This window comes from Promicromonospora sp. MEB111 (genome assembly GCF_030209445.1).
Classification (GTDB): domain Bacteria; phylum Actinomycetota; class Actinomycetes; order Actinomycetales; family Cellulomonadaceae; genus Promicromonospora.
In genome coordinates this window covers 20,795-41,257 of sequence record NZ_JARVSD010000016.1, presented here as the reverse complement: position 1 = coordinate 41,257, position 20,463 = coordinate 20,795, and the positions used below count along the sequence as shown (strand labels likewise).

19 protein-coding genes are annotated in these 20,463 nt (G+C 72.8%); 8 read left to right on the top strand and 11 right to left on the bottom strand.

Translation table 11 applies throughout. The annotated features are described in order from the left end of the window. Window positions 1-20 precede the first annotated feature (20 nt). The 3 genes from QRN56_RS19405 to QRN56_RS19395 all read right to left on the bottom strand — a co-directional run bounded on the left by QRN56_RS19405 (window position 21) and on the right by QRN56_RS19395 (window position 3,408). Entirely contained in the window at window positions 21-521 is a 501-nt protein-coding gene (locus tag QRN56_RS19405; RefSeq protein ID WP_285105980.1) for an Ig-like domain-containing protein, read from the bottom strand. A gap of 109 nt (window positions 522-630) precedes the next feature. Further along, on the bottom strand, window positions 631-2,511 hold the full coding sequence (locus QRN56_RS19400; RefSeq protein WP_285105979.1) for an acyltransferase family protein: 1,881 nt from the start codon (window positions 2,509-2,511) through the stop codon (window positions 631-633). Between the two features lie 207 nt (window positions 2,512-2,718). Next, on the bottom strand, window positions 2,719-3,408 hold the full coding sequence (locus QRN56_RS19395) for a hypothetical protein (protein WP_285105978.1): 690 nt from the start codon (window positions 3,406-3,408) through the stop codon (window positions 2,719-2,721). Window positions 3,409-3,874: 466 nt separating this feature from the next. Between QRN56_RS19395 and QRN56_RS19390 the strand changes: the two genes are divergently transcribed. The 3 genes from QRN56_RS19390 (at window position 3,875) to QRN56_RS19380 (ending at window position 6,417) form a co-directional block, all read left to right on the top strand. Next, window positions 3,875-4,933, top strand: coding sequence for an Ig-like domain-containing protein (locus QRN56_RS19390; protein ID WP_285105976.1), 1,059 nt, complete (start codon window positions 3,875-3,877; stop codon window positions 4,931-4,933). A 92-nt stretch (window positions 4,934-5,025) separates the two neighbouring features. Then, complete coding sequence (locus QRN56_RS19385) at window positions 5,026-5,619, top strand: archaeosortase/exosortase family protein (RefSeq protein WP_285105975.1); 594 nt, start codon at window positions 5,026-5,028, stop codon at window positions 5,617-5,619. A 159-nt stretch (window positions 5,620-5,778) separates the two neighbouring features. Beyond that, entirely contained in the window at window positions 5,779-6,417 is a 639-nt protein-coding gene (locus QRN56_RS19380; protein WP_285105973.1) for an RNA polymerase sigma factor, read from the top strand. 17 nt (window positions 6,418-6,434) lie between these two features. Here the strand turns inward: QRN56_RS19380 and QRN56_RS19375 are convergent, their stop codons facing one another. Further along, on the bottom strand, window positions 6,435-7,223 hold the full coding sequence (locus tag QRN56_RS19375) for a hypothetical protein (protein WP_285105972.1): 789 nt from the start codon (window positions 7,221-7,223) through the stop codon (window positions 6,435-6,437). Between the two features lie 218 nt (window positions 7,224-7,441). Between QRN56_RS19375 and QRN56_RS19370 the strand changes: the two genes are divergently transcribed. After that, window positions 7,442-10,111, top strand: coding sequence for a sigma-70 family RNA polymerase sigma factor (locus QRN56_RS19370; protein ID WP_285105970.1), 2,670 nt, complete (start codon window positions 7,442-7,444; stop codon window positions 10,109-10,111). Here the strand turns inward: QRN56_RS19370 and QRN56_RS19365 are convergent. Together QRN56_RS19365 and QRN56_RS19360 are read right to left on the bottom strand one after the other, a co-directional pair. After that, entirely contained in the window at window positions 10,089-12,698 is a 2,610-nt protein-coding gene (locus QRN56_RS19365; protein WP_285105968.1) for a LuxR C-terminal-related transcriptional regulator, read from the bottom strand. The genes QRN56_RS19370 and QRN56_RS19365 overlap by 23 nt on opposite strands. 406 nt (window positions 12,699-13,104) lie before the next feature. Next, window positions 13,105-14,202, bottom strand: a complete 1,098-nt coding sequence (locus tag QRN56_RS19360; RefSeq protein WP_285105966.1) for an SDR family NAD(P)-dependent oxidoreductase — start codon at window positions 14,200-14,202, stop codon at window positions 13,105-13,107. Between QRN56_RS19360 and QRN56_RS19355 the strand changes: the two genes are divergently transcribed. Further along, window positions 14,155-14,424, top strand: coding sequence for a hypothetical protein (locus tag QRN56_RS19355; protein WP_285105965.1), 270 nt, complete (start codon window positions 14,155-14,157; stop codon window positions 14,422-14,424). The two genes, QRN56_RS19360 and QRN56_RS19355, sit on opposite strands and share 48 nt — an antisense overlap. Before the next feature lie 33 nt (window positions 14,425-14,457). Here the strand turns inward: QRN56_RS19355 and QRN56_RS19350 are convergent, their stop codons facing one another. The 3 genes from QRN56_RS19350 to QRN56_RS19340 form a co-directional block, all read right to left on the bottom strand. Then, window positions 14,458-14,679, bottom strand: coding sequence for a hypothetical protein (locus QRN56_RS19350; protein ID WP_285105964.1), 222 nt, complete (start codon window positions 14,677-14,679; stop codon window positions 14,458-14,460). Window positions 14,680-15,013: 334 nt separating this feature from the next. Continuing rightward, window positions 15,014-15,940, bottom strand: coding sequence for an aminoglycoside phosphotransferase/kinase family protein (locus QRN56_RS19345; RefSeq protein ID WP_285105962.1), 927 nt, complete (start codon window positions 15,938-15,940; stop codon window positions 15,014-15,016). 66 nt (window positions 15,941-16,006) lie between these two features. Next, entirely contained in the window at window positions 16,007-16,648 is a 642-nt protein-coding gene (locus QRN56_RS19340; RefSeq protein ID WP_285105960.1) for a TetR/AcrR family transcriptional regulator, read from the bottom strand. A gap of 74 nt (window positions 16,649-16,722) precedes the next feature. Between QRN56_RS19340 and QRN56_RS19335 the strand changes: the two genes are divergently transcribed. The 3 genes from QRN56_RS19335 to QRN56_RS19325 all read left to right on the top strand — a co-directional run bounded on the left by QRN56_RS19335 (window position 16,723) and on the right by QRN56_RS19325 (window position 19,327). Next, entirely contained in the window at window positions 16,723-17,589 is an 867-nt protein-coding gene (locus QRN56_RS19335; protein ID WP_285105958.1) for an oxidoreductase, read from the top strand. Between the two features lie 72 nt (window positions 17,590-17,661). Then, entirely contained in the window at window positions 17,662-18,552 is an 891-nt protein-coding gene (locus QRN56_RS19330) for an aldo/keto reductase (RefSeq protein WP_285105956.1), read from the top strand. 25 nt (window positions 18,553-18,577) lie between these two features. Beyond that, window positions 18,578-19,327, top strand: a complete 750-nt coding sequence (locus QRN56_RS19325; protein ID WP_285105954.1) for a hypothetical protein — start codon at window positions 18,578-18,580, stop codon at window positions 19,325-19,327. On the opposite strand, the gene QRN56_RS19320 is transcribed toward QRN56_RS19325, so the two are convergent. Continuing rightward, window positions 19,324-19,692: a TraR/DksA family transcriptional regulator gene (locus QRN56_RS19320; RefSeq protein WP_285105952.1), complete on the bottom strand. Its 369-nt coding sequence runs from the start codon at window positions 19,690-19,692 to the stop codon at window positions 19,324-19,326. The genes QRN56_RS19325 and QRN56_RS19320 overlap by 4 nt on opposite strands. 66 nt (window positions 19,693-19,758) lie before the next feature. Beyond that, a complete protein-coding gene (locus tag QRN56_RS19315; RefSeq protein ID WP_285105951.1) occupies window positions 19,759-20,460 on the bottom strand; it encodes an NUDIX domain-containing protein in 702 nt (233 codons plus the stop codon). Window positions 20,461-20,463 lie beyond the last annotated feature (3 nt).

Genomic DNA, 20,463 nt, shown 5'->3' with positions numbered 1-20,463 from the left:
GTCCGGACGTTGCCGGGCGGTCAGGCCCGCTCTCGGTCGCGCAGTCGGTGCGCGCCCAGCAGAGCGCCGCCGCCGAGGAGGCCGACGGCCGCGATGCCCGGCGCGATCATCGGAACCGGGGGGTTGTCTGCCGCGGTCACGGTGATCGTCACCGTCGCGGTGTCCGAGTACTCCCCGGTGACGTCCTCGGTCCGGCCGTACTCGAAGGTGTCGGTGCCGACGAAGCCGGGCGGCGGCGTGTAGTAGACGTATCCGTAGCCGGCGTCCGTGACCGTTCCGCCCTGCTCGGTGGGGCTCTGCAGGTAGTCGAACCACCCGTGCGAGCCCTCCGGCAACGACCAGGCGTCGTTGGCCAGGGTGTCGATCTCGACGGTGGTGTCGACGGTCGTCGTGGCCTGGTCGTCCTCGAGGTCGTACCCGGGGCCGGGGGCCGCGTGGGCGGGCCAGGCTCCGGCGGCGGCGAGGGCCGCGCCGAGACCGACCCCGGCGGCCAGCCTGCTCAGCGTTCGCATGCGTTGCATGGTTCTCTCCTTCGATCGTTCCGTGGGATGTCGCCCGCGTGACCTCATGACGCGGGAGCGTGCACAGGTGCAGACGACGAGTGCGGCATCAGGTGACGGCCGCCCCCGGTCACTCCGGGCGTGGCTCGGCGCCCGTGACCTCCTGGACGGAGGTCGCCAGCCACGGCGCGATCCACCGCATGCCCGCGCGCGTGAAGTGCACGGTGTCGATATAGGTCGGTGCCTCGTCCGGCGTCTCCTGACGGCACTCCCGGTCCGTGCACACGAACTCGTCGAGCTCGAGCATGCTCACGGTGGCGGGGTGCTCCGCGGCGAGCTCTCGGAGCAGGTCCGTGTGACAGGCGGCGTTCTCCGGGGTCGCGATGGGCGTGAACCTGCGGGAGCTGGCCAGCAGCACCTGGCGCTGCGTGCCGTCCGCCGTCAGGATCTCCAGGGCGGAGGCGAGCTGGTACCGGTACCGGTCGGCGTAGGCGGGCGAGCACGGCTCCGTCCACCGCCCGCCCACGCGCTGCTCGGCACCGTCCCAGGCGAGGTTGACCAGCACGACGTCGGGCGCCGACTCGCGGACGGCGTCGCGCCACCGGTCCTCCCAGGGCAGGCAGCCCGGCGCCGGGCCCTGCTCGATCGCGGTGGTGCGGCTCGTCTCCGGGCTGAAGATGCCGCAGCCGTTGAAGGCGGCGTCGGTGACGGAGAAGTCATCGGCGGCGAACGTGGTGAGCGATGTGGCGAAGTCGTGACCGAGCGAGTCGCCCAGCACGAGCACCCGTACGCCGCCGGTACCCGACTCCTGGCGGACCATCGTGGGCGACACCACCAGGGCTGCGCACACCGCGGCGGTCAGCACGGCGAACGACGTGCCCCCGGCGCGGTTCCACCGGCGCAGGCGTACGGGCTCGCCGACGATGTGGTGCAGGAACAGCGCGATCACGACGGACCAGGGGATGCCCATGAGGGCGATCGTGGCGGGACCCGGCACCTCCACGGTGCGCTGCAGGACCCAGAAGACCGGCACGTGCACCAGGTAGAGCGAGTAGGAGGCCTTCCCCAGCTCCACCAGCGGCATCGACGCGAACGCCCTGGCCACCAGGGTGTCCTCCCGGGTGAGGGCCAGGATCAGGGCGGCGCTGAGGACGGCGACCACCGTCAGGCCGCCCCACCGGTACAGCCACGGCGCCTCATAGGTGTCGGTCCCCACCGAGACCACGACGATCGCGCCCAGCAGCACCACTGTGACCAGGCCCGCGAGCGGTCTCGGCAGACGCCGTCGCGCGACCGGTCCGCGCGCCTGGCGCCGCAGGCTCGCGGCGGTCACGAACGCGGCGCAGGAACCCACCATGAGCCCGACGCCGTGCGTGTGCGTGCCCAGGTACATCAGGTCGGCGTTGCCGCCGTCGTACTGCAGCACGGTCACCGTGGTCATGGCGATCGCCAGCCCCGCGGCGATCACCGCGATCACCGCGCGCCGGCCCCGGGTGACGACGGCGCACACCAGGGCCAGCAGCGGCGGCCACACCAGGTAGAACTGCTCGGTCAGCGAGAGCGACCACATGTGCGCCAGGGGGCCGGGCACGCCCATCGCGTCCCAGTAGGCCTCGCCGCGGGCGATCTGCTCCCAGTTCGCGACCTGGAGCAGGGAGGCGAGGCCCTGCTGCAGCACGCGGTCCGCCTCTTCCGGCCGGCCGAGCAGCGTCGTCGCCACGGCGGTTGCTCCTAGCGTGACCAGCAGCGGCACCAGCAACCGCTTGGCCCGGCGCCGGTAGAACGACCCGAGGCGGATCCGCGCTCTCCGGGACTCCTCGCGCAGCAGCGTCAGGGTGATGAGGTAGCCCGAGAGGACCATGAACAGGTCCACCCCGAACAGGCCGTTCTCGTACAGGCCCGTGTGGTACATCAGCACCGACAGCACGGCTACGCCGCGCAGCCCGTCCACGGCCCGGAAGTACACCGACGGCAGCGGGGGCGGTGGCACCGGGAGGGTGGCGGACCGCACGTGGCGAGGGGGCGCGGCGGGGGGAGCGGTGGTCGTCACGCGAAGTACTGACGCCGCCGGGCTGCGCTGATGACGCTGCCCCCTTGGTCTCGAAGAGGATCGGGCGCGGAGCGCAGCACGACGCCCCGCCGCTCGTGGAGGAGAGCGACGGGGCGTCGGTCTACGGGTCGAGGGGGACTTCTCTCCCGTAGGTCTGTGTGGGCCTGCTCAGGCCTTGGTGGTCATGGTCCGAGCGGCGTCCAGCTTGGTGCTGCGCACACGGCGGACGCCGGCCGCGGCACCGGTGGCCAGGAGGCCGGCCGCGGCGAACGCCGGGGCGACCATCGGTACGGCCGGCTGGACGTCGTGGGTGACGTACAGGTCCCTTATCGTGCTCTGGCGGTTCCCGCCGCTGGTCCCGGTCAGCGAGAGCTGGGTGATCGGCTCAGACGTGCGAAAGGACGAGACGGTGTTGCCGTTGGTGCTGCCGTCCGCCGAGGTGCCCTGAGCCCCGCGGTAGCAGAGCTGGCGCGTGTTGGGGTTCCAGGTGTTGTCGGGGTCGAGCCGGACCAGCACGACGCCGGGGGAGAGCTGCGCGCATTCGCGGGAGGCCCCGTCAAAGCCGTTGAGGTTGTGCACGTCGAACGTCGCCGTGACGGGCTTGCCGAACGTGAGCGTCCGGGTCACGTCGTCCCGGACGTTCCCCCCGGTGCCGGCCAGACCGCCCCGGCCCGTCCAGGTAAGGCCGTTCGCCGTGGTGCCGGAGTTCGACCCCCAGGACACCGGCTCGGTCACGGGCGCTGCCGAGGCGGTCATCGCGCCGGTGCCGAGCAGGAGCGCCGCTCCCAGCCCGACGGCGGCCATGCGTGCCCGCAGGAGCCCACGGCCGCTCTTGATCTCATGAGAGGTGTTGCTCATGTGTCTTCCCTTCTGTGTGCGTCCGCGACGGTGAGGTACGGCGGTGTCGCGGCTCGCAACCGGATGGACGGAGCGCGGGCGGGGCGGTGACGGCTGACGTGGCCTGAGCCGCCTCGGCCGTCACCGCTTCGGCGGTCCATTGGACCGTCGAAGGACATACCCCCGAGGGCAGGTTTCGGCGGGACGGACACGTTCACCTACACGCGATCTGCCACCCAGCCAGTGTCGTGCACCCCAATTCCTGAACGATTGTCAGCGCGCGAGCACGCGCCCGTGCCGCGTGGACGACCCCGCGCACCGCTGCTTCGACGCACGTCATCTCACGCGACCGGTCTCGTCTGTTCTCCCGAGCGCGGACCTCATCCGCGCGGCAAGGGCGCCCCGCAGGGCGCATGAGCAAGGGAGATATCTCGTGACTCGACGTATGACATCGCGAGCGGTGGCCCAGGGCCGTCGCCTCGCAGCAGTGGGAGTGCTGACCGGGGTCCTCGCCGGCGGGCTGGGCGTCGCGTTCGCCGGCTCTGCCGCAGCTGCGGCACCGACGATCGACTGCTCGACGGACCCGGCGATCTTCAACACGGGCTACAACGTGCAGACGGGCGGCATCCTGCCGAACGGTAGCCGAGACCAGCACTGGCAGGTCGCTGGCCCGCACTACCCGATGGAGACCAACGCCTCCCGGACCGTGACGGAGGTGCCCGCGGCTCTGCCCCCGGCGAACGCGACGTGGACCGCCGCCTACGCCAAGCACGAGCCGTACTGGCCGGGTGGCACGCAGCACTCCGACGCGCAGTACGTGTCCAAGGAGGCTCCCGGCCAGACGCAGCCGAACGTCGCCGCGAGCTGGTACTACCGGTACGACTTCAACCTCGCCCCGGGAGTGTCGCTGGAGGAGCTGAGCCTGGACTTCTACGCCGACAACGCGGTGATGGAGGTGTGGGTGAACAACACGGCGCAGAGCTCGAAGACGACCGGTCTGCCCGCGCTGACGTCGCCGTACCCGTACTGGAACGCCGGTTTCCACGAGGGCGGCCAGGCCTCGGTGACGCTGGGTGACGACTGGCGGAGCGGCGCGAACAGCATCATCGTGCAGGTCACGAGCGCACCGGGCGCCGAGGGATTCCTCGCGCGCTTCACCGGTGAGTTCGCGTGCGAGCCGGCGACGCTGGTCGACGACTCGGCGTCCACCGAGGTCGACACCCCGGCGACGATCGACATCGACGGGAACGACACGATCCCGGAGGGGTCGACCGGCTGGGCGGTCGACGAGACGTCGGCCGAGGGCGGCACCGTCGTCGACAACGGTGACGGCACCGTCACCTACACCCCGCCGGCCGGGTTCACCGGTACCGACACCTTCACGTACCGGGTGACCGGCCCGGACGGCGTCGAGGTCGAGGCGACGGTGACGGTGACGGTGACCGAGGGCGAGGAGCCGCCGGTGCCGGCGCTGAGCCTCACGGGCGCGGCGCTCGCACTGGTTGGCGCGGGCGCCCTCCGCCTCCGTCGGCGCATGACGGCCTGACGGACGACTGGTCCTACCGACAGAGGTGGGTGGTCGCGGCACGGCTCGTGCCGCGACCACCCACCTCGCTGATCCAGGGAGAAGACGTGCACGTGACGACGCCACCGCCGAACCCCGCCGTCCCGGCCGCGCCGGACCTCGCCGCGCGGCCACCCTGGCCACGTCGCGCCGCCGCCGCACTGCTCCGCCTGCTCGCGCTCGTGGCCCTGCTCGCCGGGGGAGCGGCGACCTTCCTGGTCGAGGAGCGATTCCGGTTCGCCGAGGCGGCGTGGACCGCATGGGTGCTGGGCGGCCCGCTCGAGCGCCCGTCCCGGACGCTCACCACCGAACCGGTGTTCCTGTACCAGCAGGTACCCGGTGACGACGGGTCGTGGGCGGGGCTCGCCGTCACGACCGCGTGCACTGCCGCTTTCTACGTGGGTGGCGTGCTCGTGGTCGGCGGTCTCCTGCTGCTCTCGCGGCGTAACAGCGTGCCGCGCGTGCTCGCCGCGGCGTCGGCCGCCGTGGCACTTCTTGCCACGGTGAACACCGCCCGCATGATCCTGATCGCCGAGGCGCAGGCCCGCTGGGGCGCGCAGGGGTTCGGCTGGACGCACACCGTCGTCGGTTCGTTCCTGATGGTCGTGACGCTGGGCGTGTGCGCCGTGCTGTTCGCCCGGCTCGGCCTGCTGCGCCGCGGTAGCTGACCGCTCTCACCCCTTCTGACCAGGCGAATCACCCTCCCGATCACCTCTGTGGCGTGCGACACCATCAGCCGTCCGTCGCGTCTTCACCATCGCGCACACGGGTGCGCCGACGGCTCCGCCGGGACGTACCGGTGGGCCGTCGCGAGGAGGGGAGCTCAGATGTCGGTGACGACGGTGACGTGGCGGCAGGTGGTCGGTGTCTCGCAGAGGCCTGTCGGACGTCCGGAGAGCACGGCGGACGACCAGGACGACCCAGGCGACATCGAGCTCTTCGACCGGGCCCGGTCGGGCGACGTCGCGGCGATGGACCTGGTCTGGCGGCGCCATTACTCGTACGCGCTCAAGGTCGCACGCCGTTACACGCGGGACCTGGGCGACGCCGACGACCTGGCGGCGGAGGCGTTCGTCCGGATCCTGTCGTTGCTGCGCGAGGGGCGGGGGCCGCGAGAGTATGCGAAGACGTACGTGGCCCGCACGGTGCGGAACATCGCGACCGACCGCTCGCGCAAGAAGGTGCTTCCGACCACGGTGATCGACGAGGCGCACGAGGTGCCCGCGCACGACGACACCGCGGTGGCCGTCCTGTCGTCCATGGAGCTCGCCGACGTGCTCGCGGGCCTGGCCGCGTGCCCGCCCCGCCAGCGGTACGCCCTGGAGCGCACGGTGTTCGCGGGAGTGTCCATCTCCGTGGTGGCCGCAGACCTGGGGATCTCGAAGAACGCCGTCGCGGCCCTGCTCGTGCGTGCCCGCGAATCGATCCGGCGGTTCGTCGCCCGGCGGATGCACGAGCAGTCCTGACCCCCTGACCCAGGGCACTACGAGGCCCCGTCCGCGACGACCAGCCTCCGCAGTGCCACTGGGTCGTCGGGCAGTGACCGCACGGTGATCCGCACCGGCGTGCGCAGCACACCCGCACCGTGCCGGGACAGCCGTGCCAAGGTGGTCCGGGCCACCTCGACGGCGGCCCGGACCTGGCCCCGGGGCTCCGACCAGCCGAGCACCATCGCCACGCCGTCGTGATAGCCGGCCGGCAGGTCGGCGTCGAAGGCCAGATGCACCGCCTCACCGAGCAGCACGTCACGCTCCCAGTGCGCGAGCTGGGTGGCCGCGCCGGCCGGCCCACGCGCACCGTCTTCGTCCCGGTCGAGCCTGCCGTCGAGGGTCACGAGCACGGGTGACCTCCCCTCGCGCGCGCTCTGGACGCCCGTGAGGACGTCGGTGGCGCGCTCCAGGAACTCCTCCCGGCGGGGCAACCCGCTCATCCCCGCATGCGCGGGCAGCTCGCCCAGGCCGGCATCTGCGGCCTCCCAGCCTGCCGCGAACGCCAGCAGGACCGAGGGGGGCACCGGTTTGACGTGCACCGCGTAGAGGGTGCTCACGTCGCGCAAGCCCTCCGTGACACCGACGCCGCTCAGCGCTCGCGCCGTGCCCAGCGCCTCGGCGTACGTCTCGGCGGGCAGGTCGTTGAGCACGGCGTCGGCCAGTCGCACCGCTGCGGGCGCCGGCCAGTCGTCGGGCATGCGCCAGCCGTCGGCGAGCGAGCGTCTGCGCCAGCGCGCGCAGAGGGTGCCGAGGGCGTCGTCTCGTGCGGGTGTGGTGTCCATCGGGGGGCTAGACGGGACAACCACCCGTTGGTGACGCGCGCAAGCCAGGACGCCCCGGTCACCCCCCGGATCACCCCGCTGTGATATGCGTTTTGGGCGCTTTGCGACCTAAAATCCGAGGAAATCCGGCGTGCACGACGCCCGGTCCACAGAGGCCTGGGTGGGCAGCGTCATGCCCTCGTGCGGGCGCTACACCACGGCTTCAGGAGTGCGTACGCATGCTCGATCTGCCCCGTCCTGCTTCGGCACGGCGGTCGTCCCCGGCGGCACCGGTCTCCGACGAGGTCCTGCTCGACGACCTGCGCGCCGGTCAGGACCAGGCCTTCGCCGACCTCTACGTGCGGCACCGCCGCACGGCGTACGGCGTCGCACGGCAGGTGGTGGGGAGCGGTCCGGCCGTGGACGACGTCGTGGCCGACGCCTTCACGTCGCTGCTCTCGTCGGTCCGCGCCGGGCGCGGACCGACGACGAACGTCCGCTCGTACCTGCTGACCAGTGTGCGCAACGCCGCGATCGGCCACCTGCGGGCGCGGGAACGGACGGTGCCCGCCGAGGCCCAGGTGGTCGACCGCCCGCACCACGACGCCGACGCCCTGGTCGCGGCGGACGACGAGCACCGCGTGCGCCGGGCGTTCGCCGCTCTGCCGCCGCGCTGGCGCCGGGTGCTCTGGTACGCGGACGTGCACGACCTGGCCCCCGCCCACGTCGCCCCGATCCTCGGGATCTCGTCCAACGCCGTCTCCACGCTCGTCCGCCGCGCGCGGGAGCGGCTCCGGCGCGAATACCTGCAGGCACACCAGGACCGAGTGGCCCCCGGGTGCGAGGACTACTCGCCGCACCTGGCCCGGTACGTCGAGGAGACGCTGGCCGCGCCCCTGCAGCACCGGGTCGGGGTGCACGTGCTGGCGTGCGAGCACTGCACCGCTGCCGTCGAGCAGATGCGGGACCTCAGGCGCCGCATGCGCGCTGTGCTGCTCCCGTTCGGCCTGCCCGCCGCAGCGGTCGCGGAGCCGCGTGGCCGGCATGACCGGTGGCGTAGGAGAGGTTCGGGTTCCGGCGCGCTCGGCGCAGGAATGCTCGGTGTGGGCGCAGCGACGGCACTCGGTGGGTGGGTGGTGCAGGCTCTCCGACGGTCGTGGTGGCCCAGGCCACGCGGCACGGAGCAGGCTGTCCTGCTGCCGGTCCTGTTCCTGGCGATGAGCCTGCTCACGCTTGCGGCCGTCGCCTCGTCGGACGTGCTCGACCCGGCCGGCCGGATCGAGCCCCCGCCTGTGGCGGACGCCGGGACGGCCGGGCCGGACGCCACTTCGCCTCCAGAGCCCGGGGCACCCACCCCGAGCCGTCCCGGCGGCGGGCGTGACGGAGGCACTCCGCCGACCGGCACACCGCCGGCCGTGTGGCCCGGCGACGGACAAGCCCACGACAGGTGGCCGTTCGACCAGAGCTCGTGGGTGAGCGACGGCGGCACTGCGCAACCCGGGGCCAACGACCCGCGACCGGACCCGGGACCGCGGCCCGTGCCGGAACCCGGACCCGGGCCCGGGCAGACGCCGGCGCCGTCGGCCGCCCCGCCGCCGACCAATCCGACGCCCACGCCCACGCCCGAGCCGGAGCCGCTCGTCCTGGAGGTCGAGTACGACGACCTGGGCGACCTGGTCCCTGGCCGGTCGGGCGTGCTGGGCGCCACCGTGCGCAACCCGACCGCGGACGCCACCGGCACCGTGTCGGTCGACGTGACCCTGCCTGCCGGGGTCGAGCTGGACGTGGCGGGCGGCAGCCGCGCCGTGTCCGGCTGGACCTGCGCCGCCGGGACGCCGGACGGCCCCGCCTGCACCGTCGACGGCGTCGCAGCGGGCGGGACGTCCACCCTGCTGGTGCCCGTGCTGGTCGGCGCTGACACCGCCGTAGGCGCCGCCGACCTCCGGCTGGACCTTCATGGTGACGGCGTCGCCCCCGCGGGAGTGGACGCGACCGTGCCCGTGAGCCAGAGCCCGTTCACAGCCCGCTATGTCGCGACCGGGCCCGTCGAGGTCGCCGTGGTCGGCGCACCCGTACTGCACTGCGACCCGGCGGAGGCCGGGTGTGCGGCCGTCGTCGACGGATCCGCCACCGGAGCCGCACAGAACAACAACGCGTGGAACATGGTGACTGTCGACGCCCTGGGCACGGGGACTGCGTCCTCCACGGCCGAGCTGGCACTCCCTGCCGGGTCCGAGGTGGTGGCCGCCCGGCTCTACTGGTCGGGGAGGTGCGCGGGGGACGTCGCGCCCGTCCGGGTGGGCGCCCCGGGGGCCGTCGCGGAAGCCGTCGCCGGGCCGCTGAGCATGTATCGCAGCGGCCAGCGTTACCAGGCGAGCGCCGACGTGACCGGCCTCGTCCGCTCCGGCGGCGCCGGGACATGGGGCGTGGCCGACGTGTGCGCCACCGAGGGGGTCGGGGCGAACGCCGGCTGGGCGCTCGTGGTCCTGCACCGGCCCGCGGGCACCGGCGCGGCCGGTCGTGGGCTCGCGATCGTTTACGACGGGCTGATGGCCGTGTCGCCCTCCGCCGATCCGCCGCGGTTCGCGGTGGCGGGCCGGCCGGGTACAGCGGCCCGGATCGGTGCCGTCGCCTGGGACGGCGACCGGTCCGGCGCGACGGACCGTCTCGAGCTGGACGGCACGCCGCTGGTCCCGATGCTCTGGGGTGGCGCCGGGGAGGTGGGCACAGGCTCGGCCGGGAACGCGTTCGACTCCACAGCCTGGGGCTCCGCGTATGCCAACGCGCTAGGGGTCGACGTCAAACCGTTCCAACCGGTGGCCATGGCGGCGCCGCGGGCGGAACTCGTCGCGGTGGGCGAGGCGGACGCGTACACGCTCGGCGTCGTCACGGTCGCGACGGGGAGCTAGGCGGGGCATCTGCGGGGTCTGCGCCGAGCCGCGCCCGGACCATCGGATCGAGCAGCCCCAGCTCGCGGGCTCGGCGGAGCGCGGACGTCCGGTCGTGCACCCCCAGACGCCGGTACAACTCGCGGATCTGCGTCTTGACCGTGTTACGTGACACGAATGAGGCCTTGGCCACCTCGGTCGCGTTCAACCCCTCGGCCAGGCGGTGCAGCACTGCGAGCTGCCGGTCCGGGATCACCACGAACTCGACCGGAGCAGGCTCGCCGCGCCGGTACAGGACCTGCTCGATCCGCTCGCGTACCGGCGCCGGCGCGTCGTCCACGACACGGCGCAGCACGGCGGGCGACGCCCACCAGTACGGCAACGAGCCGCCCACCTCGTGCGCCAGTGCTGCTGCGCGCGACAGCTCACGGTGTACGCCGTCGCCGTCGGGCACGACCGCCAGGGCACACGCCGCCAGCAGATGCGCCTGGAGGCGTATGCCTGGCGTAGCCCCTGGGCTCGCAGGAGCCACAGCCCGGAGCGCGTCGTGCGCCCGGCCCTGAGCCAGGTGGATGTGGCCGTCGAGGAGCGCGGCGGCGGACGTCCGTGTGGTGAGCGCGTCGGCGACGACGACGGCCTGGGTGCCACGCCCGACCGCCAGGAGGAGCAGCCCCAGGTCGAGCGCGAGGAGCGGTGGGATCCGCACGCCGGTGTCGGTTCGGCCGCCGTCGGACGGGGCGAGCCCGCGCTGCGTGAGCACGTCCCGCAGCCGGTCCACGGCCGTCTCCTCCTGGCGGCGCAGCGCGGCGAGCGTCACCTCGGTGTGCAGCCCGGCGAACCACAGGTCCGTCCCGGCGGCTGCCCGCGCGGTTGCCAGGAGCGGGCCGGGCGGGTCGGCGTCGAGGTGTTCGAGCTGAACGAGGGCGGAGGCGAGGACCGCGGGGTCGCCCACGGCCTGCCGCCACCAGGCAGGCGGGTCGGGCAGCGCCGTGGCTTCGGCGGACCAGTCGGCCGCTGCCCGAACTCCTGAGTCGAGCGCGTGGATCAGGGCACTCAGCTCCGCCGCGGCGGCAGCCAGCGGCAGCGCGCCGGCCCCGACCGCCACCTGGTATGCGGTTTCCGTGCGTCGCAGGGACTCGTCGAGCAGACCAGTCTCGGCTGCGGCGAGGGCGGCTTGGAGCTCGACGAGCAGTCGTGCCACATCGGGTCCGCCGCCGGTGTCCAGCAGGCAGCGGGCCGCCCGCAGAGCGTCGTCGGACCGACCCGCCCTGCGGAGGCCTGCGACGTGGATGAACGTGGCGAGCGGGTCCTTGGGCTCGCTGCCGTCCAGCCTGTCGGGTGTGTGCCCGACATCGGGTCGACGGTTCCCGGGCGGTCGACCGGGCGTGAACCGGAGATCGCCGGGGCGACCCGGGAATCGGCGGGTCACGGACAGCAGGGCCCGCAGCTCGCCTGGTACGTGGGTAGCGGGGACGGAGGCTGCTGCGCCCCACAGGACTTCGTGCAAAGTGGCGTCGTGGCCGTCGAGGACGTGCGTCCACAGGCCCTGGAGCAGGTCGCGCACGAGCTCCGGGTCGCCGGACTCGAGTGCGACCAGGAGCGCCCCGCGTGCGTCCCCGGACTGCGCGCGCCTTCGGGCGGCCTTGGTGGCTCGCTGCGACAGTTCTTCACCGTCGCGGCCGCGCGCATAGTCGAGCAGGGCGCGGCGGGTGTGCGGCTCCAGTGCGAGGACGTCGTCCGGCCCGGCGGGGTCGTCGAGGATCAGGCCAGTGGCGACGAGCCGGTCGACGAACGTGCCGGCGGCCGGGAGTGGCGCGAGCAAGCCGGTGGCGAACAGCTCGGCCCGGCTGAACCGTGGGGCCAGGCCCGCCTCGACCAGGACGGTGATCGCCTCCTCGGGCAGCACACCGCGCACGTACGCGGCGCGCTGTGCCGCGGTCACCGACGAGACCGTCTCGTCGGTGACGGGGCCGCTGCCTGCGCTCGCACGACAGATCTCCCGCAGAGCCTGGTAGACCAATGGAGCCCACCCCGCCGTGGCCGTGACGAGGAAGCGGGCCTGAGACCGGGTGACCGACGTGCCGAGCGACGCTGCCGCGGCCTCTGCTTCATCGGCACGGACGGCGAGGTCGCGCAAGGTCAGCTCCGTGCGGCCGGAGACCGCGTCGGCCGCGTCACGAGCGCGCCCGAGGTGCGAGACCCTTGCCTGGCGGTCGTCGCGTGCCCAGTCGTGGGCGGTCGGGACAGGGCCCGGCAGGGGCATCGCTGTCAACGCGACGACGCCGCCGCGCCGCAAGAGACTCGCGACCTGATCCACGAAGACCAGCCCGGGGCCGGATTCCGCGCCGAGCCGGTCGACGACCAGGAGCGCGTCGTGGGCGTCGAGGGTGGCGGCAACGGACCCGGGGGAGATCGCGTCGTGCTCGGGGACCTCGTCGGTGATGTGCCCGAGCCGGGTACGTATGGCTCGCCCGAGCGCGACGCTGTCCACGGCGTCGGACTCCGCGACGTCGACCCAGACCACGACCCGGCCGGCGCGGAGCTGCTGGTGGGACCAGAAGGCGACTGCCGTACGCCGACCGGCCCCACGCGGTGCACGCAGCAACACCAGCCGGGCGGCGTTCGTGGACAGCGCCTGGTCGAGGGCGCGCTCAAGATGGGGCCTACGATGCGCGCCGGGTGGGAGCGCGGGCAGGAGCCTCTCGGCGCGCAGGAGCGACCCTTGCAGGGCCGCGCCGCTCACTCGACAGGGCGGGCGGTTCTCCACTAGGCGGCTCGGGGCGGACGATGTGGCGGAGCAGTGCTCGCGCGCTTCCAGATCAGTGCTTCGATCACACTCGTGTAGGACGCGGCACCCTTCCCAACGTGTCGGGTGACCTGTGTCACACCACGGTCCGTGCCGTGTACCGGCCCACGCGTCGTCGCTCACCGCGCGGGAAGCCGTCGCACCCCTGCTCACGTGCCGGCGGGGGGAGGGAAGCCAGATCCAGGAACAACCTCCCCGGACATCACACCTAGGGCAGGATCGTGGGCACGAGGCCGCCGTCCACGCCGAGCGCTCGCCCCGTGGTGGCGGAGGAGTAGCCCGACGCGAGGTAGGTCACCAGGTGCGCGATCTCTTCCGGCCGGATCAACCGCCCGATGAGCGATCCGGCGACGCGGCCGTCCTCGATGAACTGGGCTTCCTGCTCCTCGCGGCTGAGTCCCGGATAGATGTCGTCCCACATGGCCAGGACGCCGTCGCTCATCGTCGGGCCCGCGAGCACGCTGTTCACCGTCACGCCTGTGCCGGCGAGGGCCTGCGCGTAGCCGCGCGCCACCGCGAGCTGCGCGGTCTTCGTCGTGCCGTAGTGCACCATGTTGGTCGGTGGTTGAACACCCGCCTCGCTGGAGATGAACACGACCCTTCCGTGACCGCGCGACGCCATCCCGCGCGCGTAGTGCCTGGTGAGCCGGATCCCTGAGAGTACGTTGATCTCGAAGATCTCCCGCCACCCGGCGTCGTCGATGTCGAACACCGGGCGTGCCGGGAAGACGCCGGTGTTGTTGACGAGGATGTCGACCTCGGGCAGTTCCCTGACGAGGTGCTCAGCGCCCTCAGCGGTGCCGACGTCGGCGACGATCCCCGTTCCGCCGAGCTCCTGCGCGACGGACCTGACCCGCTCCGCGTCGCGGCCGTTGATCACGACGTCCGCTCCCGCTCGGGAGAGTGAGGTCGCGATCGCGCGGCCGATGCCGGCACTGGAACCGGTCACGAGTGCTACCCGTCCGGTCAGATCGATCTGCATCTGCGTTCCCCTTCGAGCCGCGGGAGAGGTGAGGACTGCGGTTGCCGCCGTACCGGCCGGAAGTCCATCGTGACAGCGGTCCTCAGAGGCCGCCTCCGCGTAGCGCACGGACGGTCTCGGAACGTCACCGGTGACCAGCGGTACGACCTGTTCCTGATCGAGTCCGCGACCGTCGACGTCGTGCGGGACGGCCACGGCCACCGCCACCAGAGACGGAAGGCCGACGAGATGGACCAGGCTGTCGGCCTGATCCGGAAGGCCGGTGCGGCGCTCCGCGTGCTCGCACGCGAGTTCGACGAGGTCGAGCGGGACCGCATCGATCACCTGCTGGACGACGACTACCTCGGGACGTTCGACTTCTTGTTCGACCACCGGTTCAACAACCGGACCTTCATGGACCGGATCGACGGCGCCGTCGACCGGGTGCACGAGACTCTCGGGATCGTCGAGCAGACGGACCAGAGAACCGGACGGCGGACGGCTGAGCTCGACGCGCAGCTCGCGGACCTCGGCCGGCGCCGGGAGCGGCTGCTCATGAGCCTCTGATTCCGGTGGCCGTTGCCGGTCACCAGACCCGTGTCACGACCTGTTGCCAGGCTGGTGGCCGCTGGCGAGCTCGTGGGCCTCGGCGGCGAGCTCGGGCCAGTCCTCGGGGTCCGAGATCGTCACCCAGTCGGCGCCGGGGTCGTGCCTGAGGAGCTCCGCGATCCCACGCTTGATCAGATCGTCCGCGCGGCCGGCGGGCAGACGGACGGCGAGCGAGCTGCCCGCAAGGAACGCGAACGCTGTCTGATGGACCACGAGGGCTCCTTCACGCACGGTGACGTCGCGGTCGGGGTCCTGTTCGAGGGCGGTTCTGAGAGCTTCGTATCGGGCGTCCATGGTCATCGTGCTGTCTCCTGTCGTGCGCCTAGGGTGGTCTGACGGCCATCTGGTCGATCCTATGGCTCGACCTCCGAGCCGTCCGGGGTCGGCCTTCGCCAGGACTGGCCGATGCCGGCCACCAGCCAGCGGCAGCGCCGACGATGCAGGTGCGGGCCGTCGGCCGCGCCAGCGGACGCTCGTCGGCGACTGCCCGTCCGCAAGGCTCGCACCGGCCGTGGCTTCTCCGGCCGCGGCCGGGTGCCGCCCCTGGCTACGCGCCCGCCCGGCGCAGACGTTCGGCAGCCTGCACCCTGAACGCGTCGCGGGAGGCGACGCCGCCCAGTCCCTCCTGGAGGTTGTAGGCGGCCATCCAGAGGCCGGCCGCCCAGGCGACCTCCTGCTCCTGGGAGCCGAACGGACGACCCCGGGCGTCCTGGTAGGCCGCCAAGAACGCCTCGGAGCTCTCGATCGGGGCCAGCACGGGCGGCCCGTCGCTGGCGAAGGCCCCGCTCGCCGCTCCCACCAGCGCCGCCTCCGGTTGCCACGCGAGACTGTCCCAGTCGTGCACCGTCCGCACCTGCCGGCCGACCCACCGGAGGTTCTGCGCCTCGAAGTCGGCGTGGCCGAGCACGGACGGCAGGTCGGCGGCGAGCAACCGCCGTCTGGCCCGCTCGGCGGCGTCGACGTCGGACGCGCGCAGGGCCCCGTCGGCCCGGCCACCGGGTTGGTCGTGCGTGGGGCCGTCGGTCGCGGGCCATACCCCGCCGTCGGTGTGGTCCCAGCGCACCCACGGCGGATTGGGCAGCGGCGGCGGGACGGTCACGTCCGCCAGCTCGGCCATGAGCCAGGCGAACAGGCGCGCGCAGCGCACGGCGATCTCCGGCGACGTCCCGTGCAGGATCTCGCCGTCGGGCCGGAACTCCTCGGCGTGCACGGCCAGCGAACCCACGCGGGTCGCCGGCGTGAGCGGCCGGGCGCACGGGAAGCCGCGCTCGGACATCCGGGCCTGCGCCGCGACACAGGACGCGGCGCGGCCGTCGTCGGGACGCGCCTTGACCACCACGTCCGTGCCGTCGCGCAGGCGGAGACCGAGCACCGTCGAGACCTGGTGCACCCGCAGGAGCACACCGTCGGGCGTGCTTCCGAGCTGATCCGCGCACCATCGCGGCAGCCAGTCCGGGAGGTCGGTCGTCGGCACACGACGACTCTCCCATGGGCGTCCGTGTGTACGCACGGACGTCGTGGTGACGACGGCAGGGCACGTCTACGTGCCCTGCCGGCTCCCGGTGCCGACGGGCAGGCCCAGCGTCGACAGCCAGACGTGGGCCAGGGTGGCGGCGGTCTCGTCCACCAGGCCCCCCGTGACGGCCGCCTGGTAGAAGGCCCGTTCGGTCATCCAGACCAGCGCGGCGACGACGGCGGCGGCGTCGTGCGGCCCCGGGCCGTGCGGCACGCCGGCGCGCTCGGCGACACCGCGCATCGTGTCCGCGAGCGCGACGACCGTGGACCGCCACAGCTGCTCGACCGCGGGAACCGACGGCGAGAGCTCCACCGCGGCCCGCATGACGGTCCCGTGCTCGCGCCACATCCGGGCGGTCCACGCGATCCCCTGGCGCACCGCGTCCTCGGGGGCCACGCCGTCGTCGGTACCGTCGATCTCGGCGCGGAGCCGGGTGACCGTCCGCTCGACCAGGGCGGCGAGGACCTCGTTCTTGGAGCCGAAGTAGAAGTACAGGGCCCCGCGGGTGATCCCGGCCGCCTGAGCGATGGTCGCCACGGTCATGGCGTCGTACCCGTCGGCGGCCAGCTGCCGCTCGGCCGCGTCGAGGATCGCCCGCTCGCGGAGGTCGCCCTTGGTCGGTGTCGCGCGCCGTCGACGTCCGCGCGCCCCTTCTTCGTCGTCCACCCCGTCACCCTACCCGCCGTCGAACATAATTGACACTGTGTCGACTATTGTCGGCGCGATGTAGACTCGTCGTCATGACAGACAACCACAGCACGAAGATCTTCATCGTCACCGGCGCGAGCTCCGGGCTCGGCCGGGCGATGGCGCAGGCGGCGCTCGACGCCGGTCACACCGTCGTGGGAACCGTCCGCAGGCAGGCCGACGCCGAGGCGTTCGAGGCCCTGGCTCCGGGCCGATCGGTCGCCCGCACCCTCGACGTCACGGACGACGACGCGGTCTTGCGGACCGTCGACGAGATCGAGGACGCGGTCGGACCGGTCGACGTCGCCATCGCCAACGCCGGGTACGGGCACGAGGGGATCTTCGAGGAGTCGACGATGGCCGACCTGCGCCGGCAGTTCGAGGTGAACGTCTACGGCACGGTCGCGTTCGTCAAGGCCGTCCTGCCGCACATGCGCGAGCGCCGCCGCGGGCACATCCTCGGCGTCACGTCGATGGCCGGACTGATCACCGTTCCCGGCACGTCCTTCTACCAGGGCAGCAAGTACGCCGTCGAGGGCATCCTGGAGACCGTCGGCAAGGAGGTCGCGCCCTTCGGGATCCACGTGACCGCCGTCGCGCCGGGATCGTTCCGCACCGACTGGGCGGGCCGTTCCATGGTCCGCGCGGAGCGTTCCGTCCCGGACTACGACCAGGTCATGACGCCGGTCCGGGAGCGCCGGCTGGCGGCGGACGGCCGCCAGCTCGGCAACCCGCGGGCCGCCGGCGAGGCGGTCCTGAAGATCGTCGGCGTCCCGAACCCGCCCGCCCACCTGGTGCTGGGCTCCGACGCGCTGCGCCTGGTCGCCAACGGTCGCGCCGCCGTCGACCAGGAGATCCAGCAGTGGGCGGAGTTGTCCCGCACCACGGACTTCCCGGACGGCGCACAGCTTCCCGGCTGACGGCGGGGGACGGGACTTCGGGGTAACGGCAGGGCCTCCCACCGCGGCCGGGTCGTACGTAGCGTGGAGGTCATGACGAGCTCCATCCCCACCCTGAACCTGAACAACGGCGTGGCGCTGCCCGCCCTGGGGTACGGCGTCTTCCAGACCCCGCCCGACGAGACGGTCGCGGCTGTCGAGGCCGCGTTGAGCGTCGGCTACCGGCACGTCGACACGGCTGCGGCCTACGGCAACGAGCGTGAGGTCGGCGAGGCGATCCGTCGCTCCGGCGTCGACCGGTCCGAGATCTTCGTCGAGACGAAGGTCTGGATCAGCGACTACGGGTACGACGCCACGCTGCACGCGTTCGACAAGAGCGCGGGCAAGCTCGGCGTCGAGACGATCGACCTGCTGATCCTGCACCAGGCGCTGCCGAGCCGGTTCGACCTGACGATCGAGGCCTACCGCGCGCTGGAGACCCTGCTGGCCGACGGGAAGGTGCGCGCGATCGGTGTCAGCAACTTCATGCCGGACCACCTGGAGCGGCTCGGCGAGGCGACCACGGTGGTGCCGGCCGTGAACCAGGTGGAGGTGCACCCCTACTTCCGGCAGCCCGAGGTGCTCGCCGCGGACGCTGCCGCCGGGATCCTCACCCAGGCGTGGTCGCCCATCGGCGGCATCACGTTCTACCGCGACGCCGGCCACACCAGCACGCTGGAGGACGCCACGATCGTCGGCATCGCGAAGACCCACGACAAGACGCCGGCCCAGGTGATGCTGCGCTGGCACCTGCAGCAGGGCCGCTCCGCCATCCCCAAGTCGGTCACGCCGCACCGCATCGCGGAGAACTTCGACGTGTTCGACTTCGAGCTGTCCGGCACGGAGCTGGCCGCGATCGACGCCCTGGACACCGGACGCCGCGGTGGTCCCGAGCCCGCCGACGTCACGCTGGAGACCTTCGGCCGCGAGATCCCGGAAGCCTGACCGGTATGTGCCCTATGTTTCTCGCGTGACGACCCCATCAGCCCTGCACGAGCTCTGGCACGACCCCGAGTTCTGGGCGCGGTACACCTTCGCCCATGAGGACGGCCCGGGCGCGGACCGGCTCGGTGCCCTCCAGGATCTGCTGGACGAGCACGATGACCTTGACGACGACGTCGACGACGAGGACGACACGTCGCTCGACGTGGCCTTCGAGGTCGACGCCGGCCACCACGTCGTGCTGAGCATCGACGTCTCCATCGACCTCCACAGCCTCGGCGTCACCACGCCCGGCACCACCGAGCCGGCCGAGCTCGGCTGGGACGACCTCGCGCACTGGCACCCGTACGCGCTGCGCTGGTCGGAGCTCGACCTGATCTGCCGGGCGATCGCCGCGAGGAACCCCGAGCTGCCCCCGGGCGCGGCGCTGGCCCTGCTGTGCCGCTTCGCCGCCGTCTTCGACGACGACGACGTGGACCAGGCCCTCGCCGCCGTCGACGAGGCGTACGCCGCGCTGCGCCCCGCGGACTGGGCGGGCTACTGGCCGCGCGGCACCGACTGGCTCGAACGCGCCGACTTCCGCGGCGAGAACGTCACGTGGCAGCGCGACGAGGCCGGCAACCTGTGGACCGGCGAGCGTGACGTCGACGCCGAACCCTTCTACAGCACCCGGATCGGGCCGGACACCGGCGCGGGCGACGGCTTTCCCCACGCCCAGCTCCGGGCCGTGCTGGACGCCGCGACGGCGACGCTCGCCCGGTCGGTGACGTCTGGCTAGCCCGCGGAATCCGCCTGGCCCGCGGCGGCGCAGGTGATGCAGGTGCGGGCCGTCGGTCGCGCCAGCAGGCGCTCGTGGGCGATGGCTCGTCCGCAGCGCTCGCAGCGGCCGTAGGTGCCGGCGGCGATCCGCGTGAGCGCGGTGTCGATGTCGGCCAGGTGCTCCGTCGCCGTGGCCAGCAGCGTGCTCGCCTGCGAGCGCTCGAAGGCGATCGTGGACCCCTCGGGATCGTGCTCGTCGTCGGACGCGGAGAGCTGTGTCGCCTCCACCATCGAGGCGATGCTCCCGGTCAGGGAGGCGATCAGCTCGGACGTGCGCTCGCGGTCGGCGACCAGCAGCCCGCGCACCTCGGTGATCGGATCCATCGCCCTGCCGCCCTCTCCTCCCGACGAGCCCTGCTCATGATGGGCCCTTCTCATGTTGGACCCTGCTCACGATGATGCGGGCGGCGCGAACGGTCCGTCCAGCGCCGCCCACTGCAGGAGCAGGATGGTCTTGCCGTCGACGATGCGGCCGTCGCGAGCCATGGCGAGGGCCTCCGCGAAGGGCACCTCCAGGACCTCGATGTCCTCACCGTCCTCCTCGAGCCCTCCGCCGGCCCCGGTCCGGTCGGCCGGGGTGTAGGGGGCGGCGTAGTGGTGGAGGCGTTCGGTGACGGAACCGGGGCTCATGTAGGCGTCGAGGACGTGGGTCAGCTCCCCGAGCGTGACGCCGAGCTCCTCCGCGCTCTCCCGGCGGATCGCGGTGTCGGGGTCGTCGGCGTCGAGCAGTCCGGCGGCCGCCTCGACGAGCATGCCGTCGGGGTGCCCGTTGACGTAGGCCGGGTAGCGGAACTGACGGGTCAGCAGCACGCAGCCGCGTGCGACGTCGTAGGGCAGGACGACGGCGCCGTTGCCGCGATCGTACGTCTCGCGCTGCTGGGACTCCCACCGCCCGTCGCGGCGCCGGTAGTCGAACGTGGTGCGCCGCAGGACGTGCCAGCCCCGGGAGGTGAGCTCGACGTCGCGGACCACGACGCCGGGGTTGCGGTCCAGGCCGCGCCCGGCCTGGTCGAGGCCCGTGCGACCCCGGTGGTCGGGCACGTCGACGCCGGGGCGGTTCGTCACGTGCAGGGGCTGAGGCTTGTCGGTCACGAG